Genomic DNA, 17,408 nt, shown 5'->3' on the forward strand with positions numbered 1-17,408 from the left:
CCGGGCTGGCTCTTCGCCGGTTCACCGCCCGGGTGGCTCTTCGCAGGCTCACCACCGGGCTGGTTCCTGGCCGGTTCACCGCCCGGGTGGCTCTTCGCAGGCTCACCACCGGGCTGGTTCCTGGCCGGTTCACCGCCCGGCTGGCTCTTCGCAGGCTCACCACCGGGCTGGTTCCTGGCCGGTTCACCGCCCGGCTGGTTCTTCGCAGGCTCACCACCGGGCTGGTTCCTGGCCGGCTCGCCACCCGGCTGATTCTTCGCGGACTCGTCTGCAGCACGCGCAGCCGCCGCAGCCCCCGCAACCGGGCGCCCCTTCGCCGTCTCCGCCTCGGATCGCAACTGTCCGTGCTCCGAGCCGGGGCGGCCCGCGGCCGGGCGGCCCTTCGCCGTCTCCGCCTCGGACCGCGGCTGCGCGGCCCCGGATCCGGGCCGTACCTGCGTCGCCCCGGATCCGGGCTGCCCCTTCGCGGGCTCATCGGGGGGCCGGTACCGGGCCGCTCCGACGCCGGTGCCCCCGTCGTCCGTGTCCGCCGCGAGCGCCGCCCCCGGCCCGGACCGGGCGCTCGCCTCCTGCCGCCGCCCGGGCCCGCCCGGCACCCGGGCCACCTCGGGCGACGAGGTGTCCAGCGGCACCGACCAGGACCGTACGAGCCCCAACTGCACGGCCTGGCGCGGCAATACGGCGTCCAGCAGCCAGTCGGCCGCGACCCGGACGCGGTTTCCGGGCATCGCGGCGAGATGGTAGCCCCGCGTCACCGCGCCCGCCGGTACGCCGGACAGGGTCACGCCGAGCGGATTGGCGGCGGCCTTCGCCCCGCCCAGGTCGACGACGAAGCCCAGGTCACGATGGCGGTAGGGCTTGCGCGCACCGCCGAGGCCGAGCGACTCGGCGACGTTCTCCGCCGCGATCTTGCCGTGCCGCCAGGCGTGCTGCGCGGTCATCGGCGTGTAGCTCCCCGGGTTCTCCAGATCGGGTACCGCGGCCACGTCACCGCACGCGAACAACTCCGGCCGCCCGGGCACCCGCAGGTGCGGGTCGACCAGCAGCCGCCCCTTTTCCATGGGCAGCCCGAGGGACTCGACCAGCGGGTCGGGCCGTACGCCCACGCACCACACCAGCGTCCGGGTCGCCACGGACTCGCCGTCGGTCAGCACGACCCCGTCGTGCGTGGCCTCCTTCACCGAGGTCCCCATCCGCACGTCGACGCCCCGCTGCCGCAGCACCCGGTCGGCCGTGGCGGAGAGCCTCTCGTCCATCTCGGGCAGCACCCGCGGCGCCACGTCCAGCAGCATCCAGCGCGGCCGCAGGCCCTGCCGCAGCGGATGCTTGCGCACCTGCGCGTCGGTGAACATCTGCCCGTGCGCGGCGACCTCGGTGCCGGTGTACCCGGCGCCGACCACCACGAAGGTGCATCGCGCGGCGCACGTCGCGGGATCGTCGGAGGAGGCCGCCAGCTCGACCTGCCGGGTCACGTGGTCGCGCAGGTACAGCGCCTCGGGCAGCCCCCGGAAGCCGTGCGCGTGCTCGGCGACACCGGGAATGGGCAGCAGTTTGTTGACACTGCCCGCGGCGAGCACCAGCCGGTCGTACGCGAGGGTGCCGCCCTCCCCCTCGGGACCGGTGTAGTGCAGCGTACGGTCGTCGAGGTCGATCCGGTCGGCCTCGCCCAGCACCAGCCGCACGTCCTGCAGCGAGTCCGAGAGGGAGACCGTGACCCGGCGCGGCTCCAGGACACCGGCGGCGACCTGGGGCAGCAGGGGCAGGTACAGGAAGTAGTCGGTGGGGTTGAGCAAGGTGATGTGGGCCCGGCCCCGGGTGAGCCGGGACAGGGTGCGGGCCGTGCGGTACCCGGCGAAGCCGGCACCGACGATCAGGATGCGGGGTCGACTCACGGTCGCTCGCCTCCGGCGCGTTGCGTACCTCGGGAGCCTTCCGCGTCCCCCTGGCCTGGGCACCCAAACGTCGGCAAGGAGCCTGCTCACCCGCACGCCGCCGGTTTCCGGCCCCTCGCTCGGGTACCCGGTGCGGGATACGGACCGCCGACGTCGCGGAGGCACTTCCCCATGCCCGAGTACGGATACTTCCTCTCGTGCGAGCAGTACGGACCCGCCGAGCTGATCGAGCAGGCGCGGATGGCCGAGCAGGCCGGGTTCCAGGCGCTGTGGATATCCGACCACTACCACCCCTGGAACGACGAGCAGGGCCAGAGCCCGTTCGTGTGGTCGGTGATAGGCGCGCTGTCCCAGGCGGTGTCCCTGCCGATCGAGACGGCGGTGACCTGCCCGACCGTGCGTATGCACCCGGCGGTGGTGGCACATGCCGCGGCGACCAGCGCGGTGATGACGAACAACCGCTTCCGGCTCGGCGTCGGCTCCGGTGAGGCGCTCAACGAGCACATCCTGGGCGACCACTGGCCCCCGGCGCACGTCCGGCTGGACATGCTGGAAGAGGCCATCCAGGTGATGCGCCGGCTGTTCAGCGGCGAGGAGGTCAACCACCACGGGCCGCACTACACGGTCGAGAACGCCCGCTTGTACACCGTCCCGGACGAGCCGATCCCGATCGACATCTCCGGTTTCGGCCCCGCCGCGACCCAGCTCGCCTCCCGCGTCGGCGACGGCTACATCTCGGTCATGCCGGACGAGGCGATGGTGGAGCAGTACCGCAAGGGCGGAGGCGGCGGAAAGCTGGTCAGCGGCGGCACCAAGGTCTGCTACGACACGGACAAGGACGAGGCCGTCCGGACCGTCCACCGGCTGTGGGCGAACGAGCAGCTGCCGGGTGAGCTGGGGCAGGTGCTGCCCTCCCCCAAGCACTTCGAGCAGGCGCAGCAGCTCGTCACCGAGGACATGGTGCGGGAGAACCGGGTGTGCGGTGACGACGTGGACGAGCACGTGGCGGAGCTGAAGCAGTTCGCCGACGCGGGCTACGACCGGATCTACGTGAACCAGATCGGCCCGGACCTGCGCGGCTTCTTCGACTTCTACCGCACGAAGGTGCTGCCGCAGCTCCAGCAGGCCGTCTGAGGCACGCCCCCGGGAAATCCGGGGGCGGCCCCCCGCCCCTGCACTTCTGGAGGACCCCTGCAGGACTTCTGGAGGTCTCGCCGGGTCGGATCCGGTGACACCGAGGCGGCCCGGCGCAGCAGGCGCCCGAGGGGGCGTGCAAGGGCTAACGCCGAGCTTTGCCGGCCAGCTTGCGTACGGTCAGGGCGGCGGCGGCCGTGGTGAGGGCCGCGCCCATCCACCCCCGGTTCCGCGACAGCCACTGCTGCGGGCTGTCGTCCGTGGATTCGTCGTCGAAGCGCCCGTGGGCACCGAAGTCCCGCCCGTGCGGCCCGTCCGCCGGGGACCACAGGTTCGCGGGCCCCTCGGGCGGGCCGTCCTCCTGCTGCGCGTCGACGTTGGTGCGGGCCAGGTAGCGGTCGAGCAGCCCGGGGACCACCGCGTTGGCGAGGAGCGTGGCGGCGGTGGAGCCGCCCACCCAGTACTCCCGGCGCCGTGCGTGCGACGACGCGTGCACGACGGCCCGGGCCGCGACCTCCGGCTGGTACACGGGCGCAACCGGCCGGGCCCGCCCGGGCATCCGGTTCAGCACCCAGTCGAATTGCGGGGTGTTGAGGCCCGGCAGCTGCACCATCGTGGTCCGCACCCCGCTGCGCGCGTGCAGCAGCTCGCAGCGCAGCGACTCGTTGAACCCCTGGATCGCGTGCTTGGCCCCGCAGTACGCCGACTGCAGCGGGATGCCCCGGTAGGCGAGTGCGGAGCCGACCTGCACGATCGTGCCGCGGTCGCGCGGCAGCATGTGGCGCAGAGCGGCCCGGGTGCCGAACACGTAGCCCAGGTAGGTCACTTCGGTCACGCGCCGGAACTCGTCCGGGGCGACCTCGGTGAACGGTGCGAACACCCCGGTGAAGGCGTTGTTGACCCAGACGTCGATGTGGCCGTACGCGTCGACGACCTGCTGGGCGGCGTCGTCGACGGCCTTGGCGTCGGAGACGTCCACGGGGACGACGAGCGCCTCGCCTCCGGCGCGTTCCACCTCGTCCGCCGCGGCGGCGAGTCCCTCACGTCCGCGGGCGAGCAGGGCGACCCTGTCGCCGCGGGCGGCGAAGGCCCGGACCGTGGCCCGGCCGACACCGCCGCTGGCTCCCGTCACCACCACCACACGGCCGGGCCGGTGCGATGTTCCTGGTGTGCGCACCCGGCATCACACCCCGCGGTGGTGTACGTCCGGGGCGCCCGCCGGCCGCGGGGGCACCGGGCCCGGGGCGGCCGTTCCGCCGGGCGGGGCCGACGGCACCGGCGGACAGGGCATACCGCCGACCGCCTGGGCCGCGGTCCGGCGGGCGCCGTCCCGGCCCGGCGCCGGGTCGGCCGCGTGCCCCGCGCCCGGACCGGACGGCCGTGCCATGCCGCGCAGCACGTAGGCCAGGGCGCCCAGGATCACGGCGGTGATCAGCGCGGCGGCCCAGTCGGGCAGGCCGAGGGCGAGGGCCAGCCCCACGGCGAGGGCGAGGGCCGCGCCCGCGTACAGGGCGAGCGCGCCGGACGCCGCGTACAGAGCGGCCTTGCGGCGCTGCTTGCGCGTCTGCTCGCGCAGCTCCTCCCGTACCGTCTCGCGCGCCACCTGTGCCAGCTCGTCCACGAGGTGCTTGTCCAGATGCTCCAGGTGATCCAACGGCTTCATGCCCGGCCGGGTACCCTCGGCCCCCTGCGCGTAACTAGGCTCGGCTGCATGGAGATTCTGGGTGCCACACTGCGCGTCTGCGTCGACGACCTCGAGACCGCGATCCCCTTCTACGAGCGACTGGCGGGCGGCAGAGCCCAGCGCTTCGAGCGGGGAGGTGTCCAGGTGGCTGCGATCGGCTGCTTCCTGCTGATGAGCGGTCCCCCGGCCGAGCTGGAGGTGCTGCGCAAGGTCGCCGCCACGATCGCCGTGACGGACCTGGACGAGACCCACAAGGTGCTGACCGAAGTGGGTGCTCACATCGTCGCGGGCCCGATCGCCTCACCGGCGGGCCGCAACCTGATCGCCCTGCATCCGGACGGATCGATCTACGAGTACGTGGACCGTCACGCGTGAGCGCCGCCGGGGCCTGAGCGCCGTCCCGGCCCGGTGATCATCTCGGTGGTGATCGCCCAGCGCTCGTGGTCACGCCAGGCCCCGTCGACGAAGAGCATCTTCGGCGAGAAGCCCTCCAGACGGAACCCGCAACCACGGGCCAGGGCGATCGACGCGGCGTTCCCCGGCTGGACGTTGATCTCCAGCCGGTGCAGCCGCATCGGGCCGAAGGCGTACCGGACGACGAGGTCCAGCCCTTCGCGCATCAGCCCCCGCCCGGCGGCGTGCGCGAAGGCGCCGTAGCCCAGCGCCCCGGACTGGAAGCCGCCCTCGACGATGTTGTTGATGTTGATGAAGCCGCCGATGGCCCCGTCTTTCTTCTCGCAGACCAGGAAGCCCGCCTTGGACGGATCCTCGATCAGCCGGCCCGCGTAGGCGGTGTACGCCTGTGCCGTGGTGGGCGGGAAGAGCCACGGGTGGTGCAGTTCCTTGCTCTCCCGGGCGCGGGCGGTGAACTCGGCGCCGTCCTCGTAGGTGAAGTGGCGCAGGCCCACCCGGGGACCTTCGGCGAGGTGGCGGGATGCGTGGTGCGGCACCCCGCCACAGTAACGGCGCTGCCGGTGTGTTCCCCAGTCGGGGCGTCAGGGGCCGGTGACCGGCAGCCGCAGCACGCCGGTGTCGCGCGGCCCGTCGATCACGGTCACCGGCTTGATGCCCCGGTTGCCGAAGTACGCGTCGTCGCTCGCGGCGATCACGAACCTCAGCCGGTGCCCTGCCTCGTACCGGTGCACGATGGCGGGCAGGGTGACGGTGAAGCTGCGGGTGACGTCCGGGACGCGTACCGGTGCGATCAATCGGCGCACCAGGGTGCGGGTGCCGTCGGGGGCGACGTCGTAGAGCTTGGCGAACAGCACCAGCTTGTCGGCCGCGTCGGAGCTGTTCTGGGTGCGCTGGGCCTTCGGGGAGACGACCTTGAGCGTGGCCCGGGGGGCGCCGACGACGTCGAGAGGGCGTTCCAGCGGCGCGGTCGTCCAGTCGAGGTGGGTTCCTTCGGTGTCGCTCGGCGGTGAGTCCGGCAGCCCGATGAGCCCGGCGAGCGAGCTCTCCGAATGGCTCGTGGGGATCAGATGGTTGGTGTAGCCGCGGATGCCGCGGGCCACCTTGCGGCGGTCGTCGACGAGCTTGCCGTCGCCGGAGAGGTACAGCGTGCGGCTGAGGGCCGGGAGGTGTTCGGCGGTGGCGTAGGCGCGGTCCGGGTCGGTGACCCAGTCGCGGTGGTAGGCGAACGCCGGTCCCGTGTCGACGTGGGGCCGTTTGCGCAGGTGCCGGTCGAACCAGGCGAGGACGCGCCGGCCGACGTAGCTGGTCTCCAGGTTGCCCTTGGACAGGTCGAGTTCTCCGGCGGCGGCCGGGTCGGTGGGCCCTCCGCTGTGACCCCAGGACTGCCAGATCATCTTGACGGGTGTGCCCCGGGCCTTGAGCGTCCGGTACGTCGACGTCGCCTCGTTGAGGTTGAACAGGGTGTCGGCCTGCCCCTGGACCAGCAGGGTCGGCGTGCCGACACGGTCGAGGTAGGACACCGGGGAGACGCGGCGCGCGAAGGCGAGCAGCTCGGCGGTCCGGTCGGCCGGGTAGCTCCCGGAGTTGAGGGTGTGGACGGTACGGCAGGCCTCGGTGACGAAGTGCAGGCAGGCCAGGGAGTTGATGCGGGAGGGGTCCAGAGCGGGCTGGAGCAGCGGCTGGCCCTCGCCGATGAGGTAGAAGCCGTTCGTCCACTGCCATTTGAAGGCTCCGGGGACGTCCCCGCTGCCGACGGCGTTGTTGGGAGCGAGCGCGTACGCCAGGTCGTTCCAGGTGATCATCGGGACGAGCGCGTCGAGGCGGTGATCGACGGCGGCCGTCGCGAGCTGGACGGCGCCGCCGTAGGAGCCGCCGATCATGCCGACGCGTGGGTCGCCGGGTGCGTCACGGGTGACGAAGTCGGCGGTGGTGCCGTCGTCGGCGGCGCGGGTGCCGCCGAGGAAGTCGACCAGCCGCGAGGCGGCGGCGCCGTCGATGTGCGGGTCGTCGAGGGAGATGAGGCACCCGCTGCGGCCGAATCCGAGCCCGGAGTAGACGAGCGAGACGTAGCCGCGCTGGGCGAAGGCCTTGCCGATGGCGTCCGTCGAGCCGTCGGTCTTGCTGCCGCCGAAGCCGTTCGTGCCGAGCACGGCGGGCGCCGGGTGGCCGCGGTCCACGCCCGCTGGACGGTACAGGTCGGCGTCGATCGTGCAGGCGCGGCCGCCCGCCCGCACCGTGAACTTCAGCGGCGTGACGGTGTAGGCGTCGGCCGCGGCCGACGGCGGGGTGAGGGCGAGGGGCACGGCCAGGGCGGCGCCCAGAGCGAGAGCGAGGGGTGCGCGGGTTCTGGGCACGCGTCGGGACACTCGGACCTCCACGGTGAGGGCAACCCGGATACCGACCAGTAGGTACCGGCCGATTGTCATGGTGTGACACGTGTCAGAAGCCGTCAATCACCGAAACGAGGGTTCTTGACGGAATTTCAGGAACGACTGCCGTCAGCTGAGGGCCGGTTCCTCCAGTGTCAATGTGCCCGACCCGGCGTCCAGTTCGGCCCTTACCCCGAGGGGCATGGTCAGCGCGCCCACGCCGTGCCCGAACCCGAACTCCTCCACGACCGGGACACCCAGACCACCGAGCCGGTCGGCGATGACCGCGCGCACCTCCCCGTACGGTCCGCACCCCGCCCAGGAACCGAGGACGATGCCGGCGGCCCCGTCGAGCCAGCCCGTGCGCAGGAGTTGGGTCAGGTACCGGTCCAGGCGGTACGGGCTCTCGCCGACGTCCTCCATCAGCACCAGCCCGTCCCGCGCCCCGGGGTGGGCGTGCGGGGTGCCGAGGTCGCTCGCGAGCAGGCTGAGACAGCCTCCGAGGGTGATGCCCCTGGCGCGGCCCGGTATCAGCGCCGTACCGCCCGGCGGGACGGCCGTGACGGTCCGTACGGACTCCGGCTCGAAGAGGGTGGCCCGCAGATGGTCCTGGGCCCGGGCGTTCTTGAGGAAGTCGACGCCGGCGGCCGCGGGCCCGTACAGGGTGACCAGGCCCAGACGGGTGGCGAACGCCTGGTGCAGGACGGTGATGTCACTGAATCCGGCGAAGACCTTCGGGCCCGCCGCCCGCATCGCCTCCCAGTCGAGCAGGTCGACCATGCGCTGCGCCCCGTATCCGCCGCGGGCGCACAGCACGGCCGCCACGGACGGATCGCACCAGGCGCCTTGGAGGTCGGCGGCGCGCTGCTCGTCCGTGCCGGCGAGGTAGTCCAGCTCCCGTTGCCGGTCCAGCACATGGGGTGCCACCACGGGGTCGAGGTCCCAGCCGCGCAGGATGTCGAGCCCGGCCTGGAGGCGTTCCTCGGGTACGGGCCCGCTGGGCGCGACGACGGCGACGCGGGCGCCGGGGGCGAGCCGGGGCGGTCGGACGAGCTGGTTCACTTGCTGAGCTCCAGAGTGGGGACGCCGGGCGGTTCCAGGCGGAACACCTGGGCGTAGAGGGAGAGTTCGGCCTCCAGGGCGCGCACCATGGTCTCCGCCTTCCGGAAGCCGTGCCCCTCCCCCTCGAAGGCGAGATACGCGTGCGGCACCCTCCGGCCCTCCAGGCGGGCCAGGAACCGCTCGCACTGGACGGGCGGGCAGATCACGTCATCCAGGCCCTGGAGCAGCAGGAACGGCACGGCGAGGCGGTCGGCGTGGGCGGCGGGCGAGCGTTCCGCGTACCGGGCGGGCACCTCGGCGAGCGGCCCGATCAGGCCCTCCAGGTACCGCGACTCGAAGTCGTGGGTCTCGCCCGTGCCCCAGCCGGCCAGGTCCAGGATGGGGTACTTGATGGTGCCGCAGGCGTAGACGTCGGTCGTGGTGAGCGAGGCGGCCGCGGTCCAGCCGCCCGCGCTGCCGCCCCGGACGGCGAGCCGGCCACGGTCGGCGGTGCCCTCGTGGGCGAGGGCCAGGGCGACGGCGGCGCAGTCCTCGACGTCCACCACCCCCCACTGCTCGCGCAGCCGCTCCCGGTACGCGCGGCCGTATCCCGTGGAGCCGCCGTAGTTCACCTCGGCGACGCCGATGCCGCGCGAGGTGAAGTAGGCGATCTCCAGGTCGAGCACGAGCGGGGCCCGGCCGGTGGGCCCGCCGTGCGCCCAGACCACGTAGGGCGGCAGTTCGTCACCGGGCGCGACACAGCCGGGGTGGTGCGGCGGGTAGATGTGGGCGTGGATGTCGCGCCCGTCCGGGCCGGTGAAGGTGCGGATCTGCGGTTCGGGGTAGTACGCGGGATCGACGGCGTCGTCGTGCTCGGCGCCGACGACCCGGGCCCGGCCGGTGCGGGCGTCCAGCTCGACGACCTCGTAGGCGCTGCGCGGGCTGGCTCCGACGGCGACGACCCGTTCGCCGTGGGCGGCGAGGGTGGGGGCGAACTCGGTCCACGGCCCGGCGGCGTCGACGACCTCGCCGGTCTCCGGGTCCAGCAGGCCTAGGGCTGTGGCGCCCCGGCCGTGAACGACGGCGATCAGCCCGCTGTCGAGCGGGGTGAACCATCGCGAACCCAGCTTCCACAGCGCGCCGCCGAACTCCTCCTCGCGCGGGCACAGCGGCCGTCCGTCGAGGTAGAGGTTCCACCAGCCGGTGCGGTCGCTCGTGTGCAGCAGGCGGCCGTCGTGGGTCCAGTCGGCCTGGGCGATCGACTCGCCGGGGCCGCCCGCCACGACCCGGGCGCCGCTCAGGGTGCCCTCCGGGGTGACGTCGGCGAGGAGCAGTTCGGTGCCGTCCCAGGGCATGCGCGGATGGTCCCAGGCGAGCCAGGCGGCCCGGCGCCCGTCGGGCGACGGCTTCGGCCCGGTCACGAACCGGTGCCGGCCGTCGGTGAGTTCGCGTACCGCGCCCCGGTCCTCGGCGGCGGATCCGTCCAGGGGGACGGCGGCCAGAACGCGGCGCACATCGGTGGGTCCGTCGCCCGTGAACTCCTCCAGCACGCACCACACCTCACCCCGTGAGGGCACCGGCAGCGGCTCGGCCCAGCGCAGTCCCCCGCCCACGGGGGACACAGGGGTGAGCGGGCGTGGTTCACCGCCCGGCTCGCAGCGGTAGAGCCGCTGGTCGGCGAAGTTCACGAACACCACCAGCGGTCCGGTGTCACGGTCGAGCGCTGCCCACGGATGCCCGCCGTACTCGATGACCCGGCTGCGCACGTTCCACGGCGCGGGCAGCAGCGGCTCCTCCCGGCCGTCGGCGTGCCGTCGCACCAGGGTGCGCCGGCCCCCCTCGGCGGGGCGCGGCTCGGTCCACCACACCTCGTCACCGACGAAGCCCACGTACTCCGGGTGCCCGTCGTGCGCGGCGGTCAGGGCCGCGTCGATGGGCGAGGGCCACGCCCCGTAGGCCAGCGTCCGCACCGTCTCCCCCACTCTCCTAGGCCGTCCGCAGGAACCGGTCGAGTACGCGGACACCGAAGTGCAGCGCCTCGACCGGTACCCGCTCGTCGACCCCGTGGAACATGGCCGCGTAGTCGTAGCCGTCCGGCAGTTTCAGCGGGGTGAAGCCGTAGCCGGTGATGCCGAGGCGGGAGAACTGCTTGGCGTCGGTGCCGCCGGACATGCAGAACGGCACGACGTGGCCCTCGGGTGCGAACTCCTCGACGGCGGCCCGCATCCGCGCGAACGTCGCGGAGTCCACCGGCGACTCCAGGGCGACCTCCCGGTGGTGGAACTCCCAGTCCACGTCCGGCCCGGTGAGCCGGTCGAGGGTGCTGCGGAACTCCTCCTCGCCGCCGGGCATGTACCGGCCGTCCACGTGGGCCACGGCCTCCCCGGGGATGACGTTGATCTTGTAGCCGGCGTCCAGCATGGTCGGGTTGGCGCTGTTGCGGAGGGTCGGCTCGACGAGGGCGGCGGCCGGGCCGAGCTTCTCCAGCAGTGCGTCCACGTCGGTGAGGTCGGTCTCGATGCCGTAGAGCGCGGCGAGTTCGGTGAGGGCGGCGCGTACGGTCGGGGTCAGCCGCAGCGGCCATTCGTGCGCGCCGATCCGCGTGATGGCGCCCGCGAGGCGGGTCACGGCGTTGTCCCGGTTGACCTTGGAGCCGTGCCCGGCGCGTCCGCGGGCGGTGAGCTTCAGCCAGGCGGTGCCGCGTTCCCCGGCGGCGATCGGGTAGATCTGCAGTCCGCCGCCGTCGTGGAAGGTGAAGGCGCCCGACTCGCTGACGCCTTCGGTGCAGCCCTCGAACAGTTCGGGGTGTGCGTCGGCGAGGAACGCCGAGCCGTCCTCGGCGCTGGCCTCCTCGTCGGCGGTGAACGCGACGATGACGTCCCGGCGGGGCCGGAAACCCCGCCGTGCCCAGCCGCGCACGACAGCCAGGATCATCGCGTCCATGTTCTTCATGTCGACGGCGCCTCGCCCCCAGACGACCCCGTCGCGGATCTCCCCGGAGAACGGGTGCACGCTCCAGTCGACGGCCGCCGCGGGCACGACGTCCAGATGGCCGTGGAGCAGCAGGGCGTCGGCCGACGGGTCGGTGCCCTCGATGCGGGCGACGACGTTGGTCCGGCCCTCGGTGCGCTCCAGCAGGGTCGGTTCGAAGCCGGCGTCGGCGAGCCGTGCGGCCGCGTACTCGGCGGCGGGCCGTTCCCGGCAGTCGCCCCCGCCCCGGTTGGTGGTGTCGATCCGGATGAGGTCGGACGTGAACGTCACGACCTCGTCCAGCGCGGTCCCGTCCACCTGCTCAGCCATACTGCTCCTCCACCGCGGCCGAGACGATCGTGGTGACCGCCTTGAAGGCGCGGATGCCCTCGTACATGGTCCCGCTCGTGTAGGCCACCTTGCGCTCCGCGATCCGCTCCACCCCCGGGACGACGGTGGCGGCCATCGCCAGGTGCTCCGCGTCGAACTCCACGGCCACGGTGAACGGGCCGCCCCGCACGGGTTCGTGACGCACCGCCAGCGCGGCCGCCTCCTTGGCCGCCGCGCGGATGTCGGCCGCGGTGCGGGCGGGTGTGCGGCACACCGCCGCGTAGCGCGACACGTGGTCCTTGACCGCGACCTTCAGCGCCTCGGGCGCGTAGCCGAGCGCGTCCTCGCAGGCGATGTCGTCCCCCGTGACCAGCACGACCGGCACCCCGTACTCGGCGACGACATGGGCGTTGAGCAGCCCCTCGCTCGCCCGGACGTCGTTGAGCCACACGCCGGTGATGGAGTTGGCGAGGTAGGTGTGGGCGAGGACGCCCTCCATGCCGGCGCCCGCGTGGTAGCCGACGAACGCGATGCCGTCGACGTCGCCGTGCTGCACGCCCTCCACCATGGACAGCGCCTTGTGCCGGCCGGTGAGCATCCGGGCGCGGTCGTCGAGCTGCTCCAGCAGCAGGTTGCGCATGGTGGAGTGGGCCTCGTTGATGATCACCTCGTCGGCGCCGCCGTCGTGGAAGCCCTGTACGGCGGCGTTGACGTCGGAGGTGAACAGCGAGCGGCAGCGCTCCCACTGTGAGGCGCCCGGCATCACGTCGTCGGGCCAGGTGACTCCGGTGGCGCCCTCCATGTCGGCGCTGATGAGGATTCTCATGACGTGCCGTCCAGGGCGGAGATGTTCATGGTTCGTCACGTTACGCGCTGGGCGCGCAACCGGCTACGAGGTGGTCACCAACGGATCGGCAGGTCGGCGAGGAACGCGGTGAGGCGGTCGGCCAGCAGCCGGTGGTCGCGGGCCGAGTAGTGCCAGTGGCAGCCGGTGTGGTCCAGGCCGGTGGTGTTGAGGGGCCAGTAGCGGACCCCGCGGTCGCCGGCGGCGGTGCGCTCCTGGACGACGTGTTCGACATGGCCGGCGAAGGGGCCCGTGCCCGCGGCCAGGATGGTGGTCTCGGAGCCGTAGCGCTTGCGCAGCTTGGCGAGGAAGCCGCTGTAGGCGCTGCGGTAGGCGGCGGCGAGGCTCTCGTCCGTCCAGGGCTCGCCCGGGTTGACCGGCGTCGAGAAGTCGTTCGTGCCGAGGTGGACCACCACCAGCCGCGGTCGCCAGGTGCCCGGGTTCTGCCAGACGTCGCCCGGCACGTTCAGCAGCGCACGGTCGTAGAAGGTGCGGTAGTTCACCTCCGGGGAGCCGCCGTTGTAGTTGCGCACCATGCCCTGGCCCGAGTACGCGTTGATCTGGTAGTCGGCGCGCAGCTTCCGGGCGGTGAGGGCGCCGTAGCTCACGTCGGCGTTGGTGGAGCGCTTGAGCTGCTCGCCGTCGCAGTCGCGTGAGGCGGAGAGGTTTCCGTAGCCGGCCGTGAGGGAGTCGCCGATGAACTCGATCTGGCGGCTGCGCGCGGCCGGCCGGGCCAGGACGGCGCCGCCGGGTGCGGCGACGAAGCCGCCGAAGGCGCTGGTGCTCCACGGGGTGTCGTTGCGCTTGACGAGCCGGACGGTGTGCACGCCCTCGCGCAGGCCCCTGACCCAGTGGGTGGTCCTCCCCGGCGTGACGAGGGTCGCGACGGTGACCCCGTCGACCTGGACGTCGTAGTCGGCGGCCGGGTCGTCGAGCACGACGCCCACGCCGGTGCCCCGGACCCGGCCCTCGAAGTAGACGCCGGGCCAGCTGTACTGGAGCACGTCCCCGGCAGCCTTGACGCGCCCGGCGGTGTGCACGCTGTCGCGTACCGCGCGGGGGTCCGGGGCGGCGGCGGTCGTGACGGCAGACGTGCCGACCAGCACCGTCGACACCGCTGACGCGACCAGCATCCGTAACCAGGGCATCGGCATGACTGTCCTCCGTGGGGGCGAGGCAGGTGCATGGACGGGGCAGATTGACCGTACATTGACAATTCTGCGCCCACCAGACCACGTCTCTGCGTATCCCGAACCCCCACGCCTCGTCTGCGTACCCCGAACCCCACGCATCGGCTGACAGAAGACGGAGAGGCATCCCCTCGGCTGCCTCCTCGCCGATTCCTCGCCGAGGCGTGATCGCGACGGCCGCCCACGTCCGCGGCGGGCGCCCGGCCGGGCGCCCGCCGCGGACGTGGGCCTACTGCGCCGACCGCAGCAGTGTCGTCACCCGGGAGCCCCCGAGGCAGCCCGCCGCCACCGCTGCCGCCACGGCTCCCGCCGAGGCGGCCGCGAGCCCCAGCCACGGCCACAGCGACCAGCCGACGTCCAGGGAGAGCAGCAGAGCGGGCGTGGCCAGTGCGGTCACCACGACCCCCATCACCACTCCGAGGAGCGTCACCTGGCCGGCGTACACGCCGGTGAGCCGGGACCGGAAGCGCCGGTCGGCACCCGCCGCGGCCAGCGCCGAGAGGTCCGGCCGCATCTCCTGAGTGGCGAGGCCCACGGTGAGGAAGGCCAGCGTGGCGGCCACGAGCATCAGCACGACCGCACTGCCGAGGGTCGTGGCCCTCAGCACCTCGGCGGCGACAGGGCCTCGCTCCACCTCCAGCGTGAAGTAGCCGCTGCCGATGTCCGAGGCGAGTGCTCCGCGCGCCCTGTCCTCCTGTTCCGGCGAGATCGAGCCGTCCGGGGCGGGCAGGTAGAAGTAGACGGAGTTGGGCTGTTCGACACCGCCGAGCGCCTTGAGGCCGGCGGCACCGACGTAGATGACGGGCAGAGTGCGGTACTCCGAGCGCCGCTGGGCGGCGACCGCGTCGAGGGTCTTGGTGTCCAGCTCCGTACGGCCCGTGTCCAGGACGGGGCCCTTCGGCGCGGTCACGGTCAGCCTGCCGCCCGGCGCGAGGCGCTCGTCCAGGACGACGGCCCCGCCGGCGGCCAGGGCTCCGCGTTCCCGGGCGGTGGCCTTCCTGCCGAGCACCGTGGACAGGTCGGCCTCACGGATCACCATGACGGCGGAAGGCCGGTCGGGCAGGGGCGAGGCGGCCTGGAACTCGCCCCAGTAGGACCATGCGCTGCCGTCCGGGGCCGCGCCCCGCGGGGCCGGCGGGCTGGCGATGCCCATGACCGTCAGGCGCTCGCCCCCGAGGGCCTCTTCCATGGCGGCGACGGTGGCGGGGCCCGGCACCTTCGTGGCGTAGGTGAAGGCCGATCCGTGCGGAGAGGCCGGCTCGTACGATTTGCCGACCTCCGCGGTGAGCCCTCCCATGGCCGCCAGCACGAGGCCGGTCAGTACCGTCAGACTGGCCACCACCGTGCCCATGGTCGCGGAGCGGGACGCGGAACGCGCCAGCAGCCGGGCGCCGATGCGCTGCATCAGCCGCAGGCCGTCGGCCCGGCCGCCGCTGGACGGCAGCAGCCGCCGCGCGAGGAGGCCCGTGCCGATGACCAGGCCGAGCGCCCCGATCATGACGGTGAACGGGGCTTCGAGCGACGCGCCGGCGACTGCCAGCAGCAGACCGCAGGTCAGCAGGGCGCCCAGGGCCACCTGCCCGCGGCGCGGGGCGCGCTCCGCGAAGTCGGCCTGGTCCCGCAGGGCCGCGACCACGTCGCCGCCGACTCCGCGTGCCGCGACCCGGGCCGCGATGGCCGGGGTGAGGACTCCGAGCAGTGCCAGGACCGCGGTCGGCCAGGCGTCCAGCCGCAGTGCGCCCCAGAGTTCACCGTTGCGCTCCGCCGCCCAGGGCTTCAGCAGCCACGCACCGGCCACACCGGCCACGAGGGCGAGACCCGTCGCGAGGAGCCCCACCAGAACGCCCTGGTGCGTGATGACCGAGCGCCTGGTTTTCGGTCCGGCCCCGGCCGCGGCCAGCAGGGCGAGTTCCCGCCGGTTGCTGCGTACGACGATCGCGTAAACCGCCCCCATCACCAGGCCCAGTTCGCCGAGCACCAGGACGGCGAGGCCGATGACCCAGGCGGCCTCCGACTCCTCGGGCAGCAGGGAGTCGGGCGCGTCGCGGGCCACGTCGAAGGCGGCGGAGCGGGGTTCGAGACGCCAGCCCTGGCCGGCCATGGCCTTCTGCGCTCCGGGGGCGAGAGCGTCCGGGGTGTGCCACACCACGACGGTTCCGTCCTGCGTGGCCGCCATGGAGCTGCCGTGCCCGGGTTTCGGCAGGGCCGGTGCCTCCCCGGCGACGACGGCCGGGAGGGCCACCACGAACTTGCGCAGGGTGTCGGTGGGAAGCGCGGCGATGCCGCTGACCTCGGCCGTCGCGCCGCTCTCGCCGAGCTCCACCCGGTCACCGGGGCGCACCCCGAGACGTTCCGCCACGCTCGGCGAGAGCGCGACCTCGTTCGACGCGCGCGGCGCCCGGCCCTCGGTCAGCACGAACCGGCCGCGGTGGACGGGCCGGTCGAGTTCGAGGCCGTAGCCGAAGGAGTCGACCTGGAGGCCGTCCGAGGAGACGGCCAGCGGCCCGTCCACCTCGGGGACCACCTCGATGCCCTGCCCGACGGCGTCCGCCAGCGCCTGCGGCCCTTCGGTCAGGGCGCGTTCGGCCCCCCGCTCCGCGACGAAGTCGAGGTTGCGCAGTACGCCCTGCGACTGGCCGATGAGGGTGCCGACGCGTTCGTCCTCGGGCATCTCACTCGTCGCCCGCAGGGTGACCAGCGCGACGGCCAGGGTCAGCGGAACCAGCAGCGCCGCGGTGAGAGCGAGGGTCCGTCTGTGGTCGCGGCGTACCCGCCGCAGCGCGATCCGGAAGGCGATTCTGCGTGCGCTCACGCGGCAGCTCCGGTGTCGTCCCCGACGAGACCGTCGCGCATCCGGACCACTCGGTCGGCGCGGGCCGCGACCGCCTCGTCGTGGGTGACGATCACGCAGGTCGCCCCGGACCGCACGAGCGTCTGGAGGCTGTCGAGGACCTGGCCGGCACTGTCGCTGTCCAGTGCTCCGGTCGGCTCGTCCGCGAGGATCAGCCCGCGGCCGCCCGAGAACGCGCGGGCCAGTGCCACACGCTGCTGCTGCCCGCCGGACAGCGAGTCGGGGTAGCGGTCGGCGTAGGCGTCCATGCCCACGGAGGCCAGCGCCTCGCGGGCCTGTGCGCGGGCCTTGCGGCGGGACATCCCGTCGAGCTCGGCGGGCAGGGCCACGTTCTCCGCGACGCTGAGGATGCGGACCAGGTTGTAGTCCTGGAACACGTATCCGATGTGCCGGCGTCTGTGCTGGTAGAGCTCCGCCTCGGTGAGGCCGTCGATGCGCACCCCGGCGACCGTGACCGCACCCGAGTCCGGGGACTGCAGTCCGCCCGCCATGGTGAGCAGGGTCGACTTGCCGCATCCACTGGGTCCCATGACCGCGGTGAGGGTGCCCTCGCGGGCGGTCAGACTCACCCCGCGTACCGCCTGGACCTCGATCTCGCCGCTACGGTAGCGCCGGGTGACACCGTCCAACACCAACACCTGCGTACCCCATTCGTTCGTACTCGACGATGGCTGCGAAACTGGCTGAAG

General features: G+C 73.2%; 14 protein-coding genes. 2 read left to right on the top strand and 12 right to left on the bottom strand.

Translation table 11 applies throughout. The features are described from left to right. Positions 1–1,892: FAD-dependent oxidoreductase (locus ACFY5B_RS10780; protein WP_389967560.1), on the bottom strand; the 1,892-nt coding region annotated here is incomplete at its 3' end. Positions 1,893–2,063: 171 nt separating this feature from the next. Here ACFY5B_RS10780 and ACFY5B_RS10785 point away from each other — a divergent pair. Next, positions 2,064–3,026 (top strand): LLM class F420-dependent oxidoreductase, encoded by a 963-nt coding sequence (locus ACFY5B_RS10785; protein ID WP_344465885.1) that lies wholly within the window; start codon positions 2,064–2,066, stop codon positions 3,024–3,026. 145 nt (positions 3,027–3,171) lie between these two features. Here the strand turns inward: ACFY5B_RS10785 and ACFY5B_RS10790 are convergent, their stop codons facing one another. After that, positions 3,172–4,203, bottom strand: coding sequence for an SDR family oxidoreductase (locus ACFY5B_RS10790; RefSeq protein WP_389967563.1), 1,032 nt, complete (start codon positions 4,201–4,203; stop codon positions 3,172–3,174). Between the two features lie 6 nt (positions 4,204–4,209). Further along, positions 4,210–4,689: a phage holin family protein gene (locus ACFY5B_RS10795; protein WP_389967565.1), complete on the bottom strand. Its 480-nt coding sequence runs from the start codon at positions 4,687–4,689 to the stop codon at positions 4,210–4,212. Positions 4,690–4,737: 48 nt separating this feature from the next. Here ACFY5B_RS10795 and ACFY5B_RS10800 point away from each other — a divergent pair, with 48 nt between their 5' ends. Next, positions 4,738–5,085 carry a VOC family protein gene (locus ACFY5B_RS10800; RefSeq protein WP_389967567.1) on the top strand — a complete coding sequence of 116 codons (348 nt, stop codon included), beginning with the start codon at positions 4,738–4,740 and terminating at the stop codon, positions 5,083–5,085. Here the strand turns inward: ACFY5B_RS10800 and ACFY5B_RS10805 are convergent. From ACFY5B_RS10805 to ACFY5B_RS10845, 9 genes are all read right to left on the bottom strand, one after another. Then, entirely contained in the window at positions 5,076–5,660 is a 585-nt protein-coding gene (locus ACFY5B_RS10805) for a GNAT family N-acetyltransferase (RefSeq protein WP_389967568.1), read from the bottom strand. The two genes, ACFY5B_RS10800 and ACFY5B_RS10805, sit on opposite strands and share 10 nt — an antisense overlap. 45 nt (positions 5,661–5,705) lie before the next feature. Beyond that, entirely contained in the window at positions 5,706–7,550 is a 1,845-nt protein-coding gene (locus ACFY5B_RS10810; RefSeq protein WP_389967569.1) for a CocE/NonD family hydrolase, read from the bottom strand. A 72-nt stretch (positions 7,551–7,622) separates the two neighbouring features. After that, entirely contained in the window at positions 7,623–8,555 is a 933-nt protein-coding gene (locus ACFY5B_RS10815) for an LD-carboxypeptidase (RefSeq protein WP_389967571.1), read from the bottom strand. After that, a complete protein-coding gene (locus ACFY5B_RS10820; RefSeq protein WP_389967573.1) occupies positions 8,552–10,516 on the bottom strand; it encodes a prolyl oligopeptidase family serine peptidase in 1,965 nt (654 codons plus the stop codon). Before ACFY5B_RS10820 ends, ACFY5B_RS10815 begins: the two co-directional genes overlap by 4 nt. Positions 10,517–10,520: 4 nt before the next feature. Further along, positions 10,521–11,834: a M20/M25/M40 family metallo-hydrolase gene (locus tag ACFY5B_RS10825; protein WP_389967575.1), complete on the bottom strand. Its 1,314-nt coding sequence runs from the start codon at positions 11,832–11,834 to the stop codon at positions 10,521–10,523. Next, positions 11,827–12,660 (bottom strand): M55 family metallopeptidase, encoded by an 834-nt coding sequence (locus tag ACFY5B_RS10830; RefSeq protein ID WP_389967577.1) that lies wholly within the window; start codon positions 12,658–12,660, stop codon positions 11,827–11,829. Before ACFY5B_RS10830 ends, ACFY5B_RS10825 begins: the two co-directional genes overlap by 8 nt. Positions 12,661–12,734: 74 nt before the next feature. After that, complete coding sequence (locus tag ACFY5B_RS10835) at positions 12,735–13,826, bottom strand: SGNH/GDSL hydrolase family protein (RefSeq protein ID WP_389967579.1); 1,092 nt, start codon at positions 13,824–13,826, stop codon at positions 12,735–12,737. Between the two features lie 271 nt (positions 13,827–14,097). Then, the gene (locus ACFY5B_RS10840; protein ID WP_389967581.1) at positions 14,098–16,680 is read right to left on the bottom strand and encodes an FtsX-like permease family protein; all 2,583 of its coding nucleotides are present in this window, start codon (positions 16,678–16,680) and stop codon (positions 14,098–14,100) included. Further along, complete coding sequence (locus ACFY5B_RS10845; protein ID WP_389967583.1) at positions 16,677–17,351, bottom strand: ABC transporter ATP-binding protein; 675 nt, start codon at positions 17,349–17,351, stop codon at positions 16,677–16,679. Before ACFY5B_RS10845 ends, ACFY5B_RS10840 begins: the two co-directional genes overlap by 4 nt. Between the last annotated feature and the right edge of the window lie 57 nt (positions 17,352–17,408).

Origin of the sequence: Streptomyces sp. NPDC013187 (assembly GCF_042899705.1) — a bacterium.
In the GTDB taxonomy this organism is placed as follows: Bacteria; Actinomycetota; Actinomycetes; order Streptomycetales; family Streptomycetaceae; genus Streptomyces; species Streptomyces hawaiiensis_A.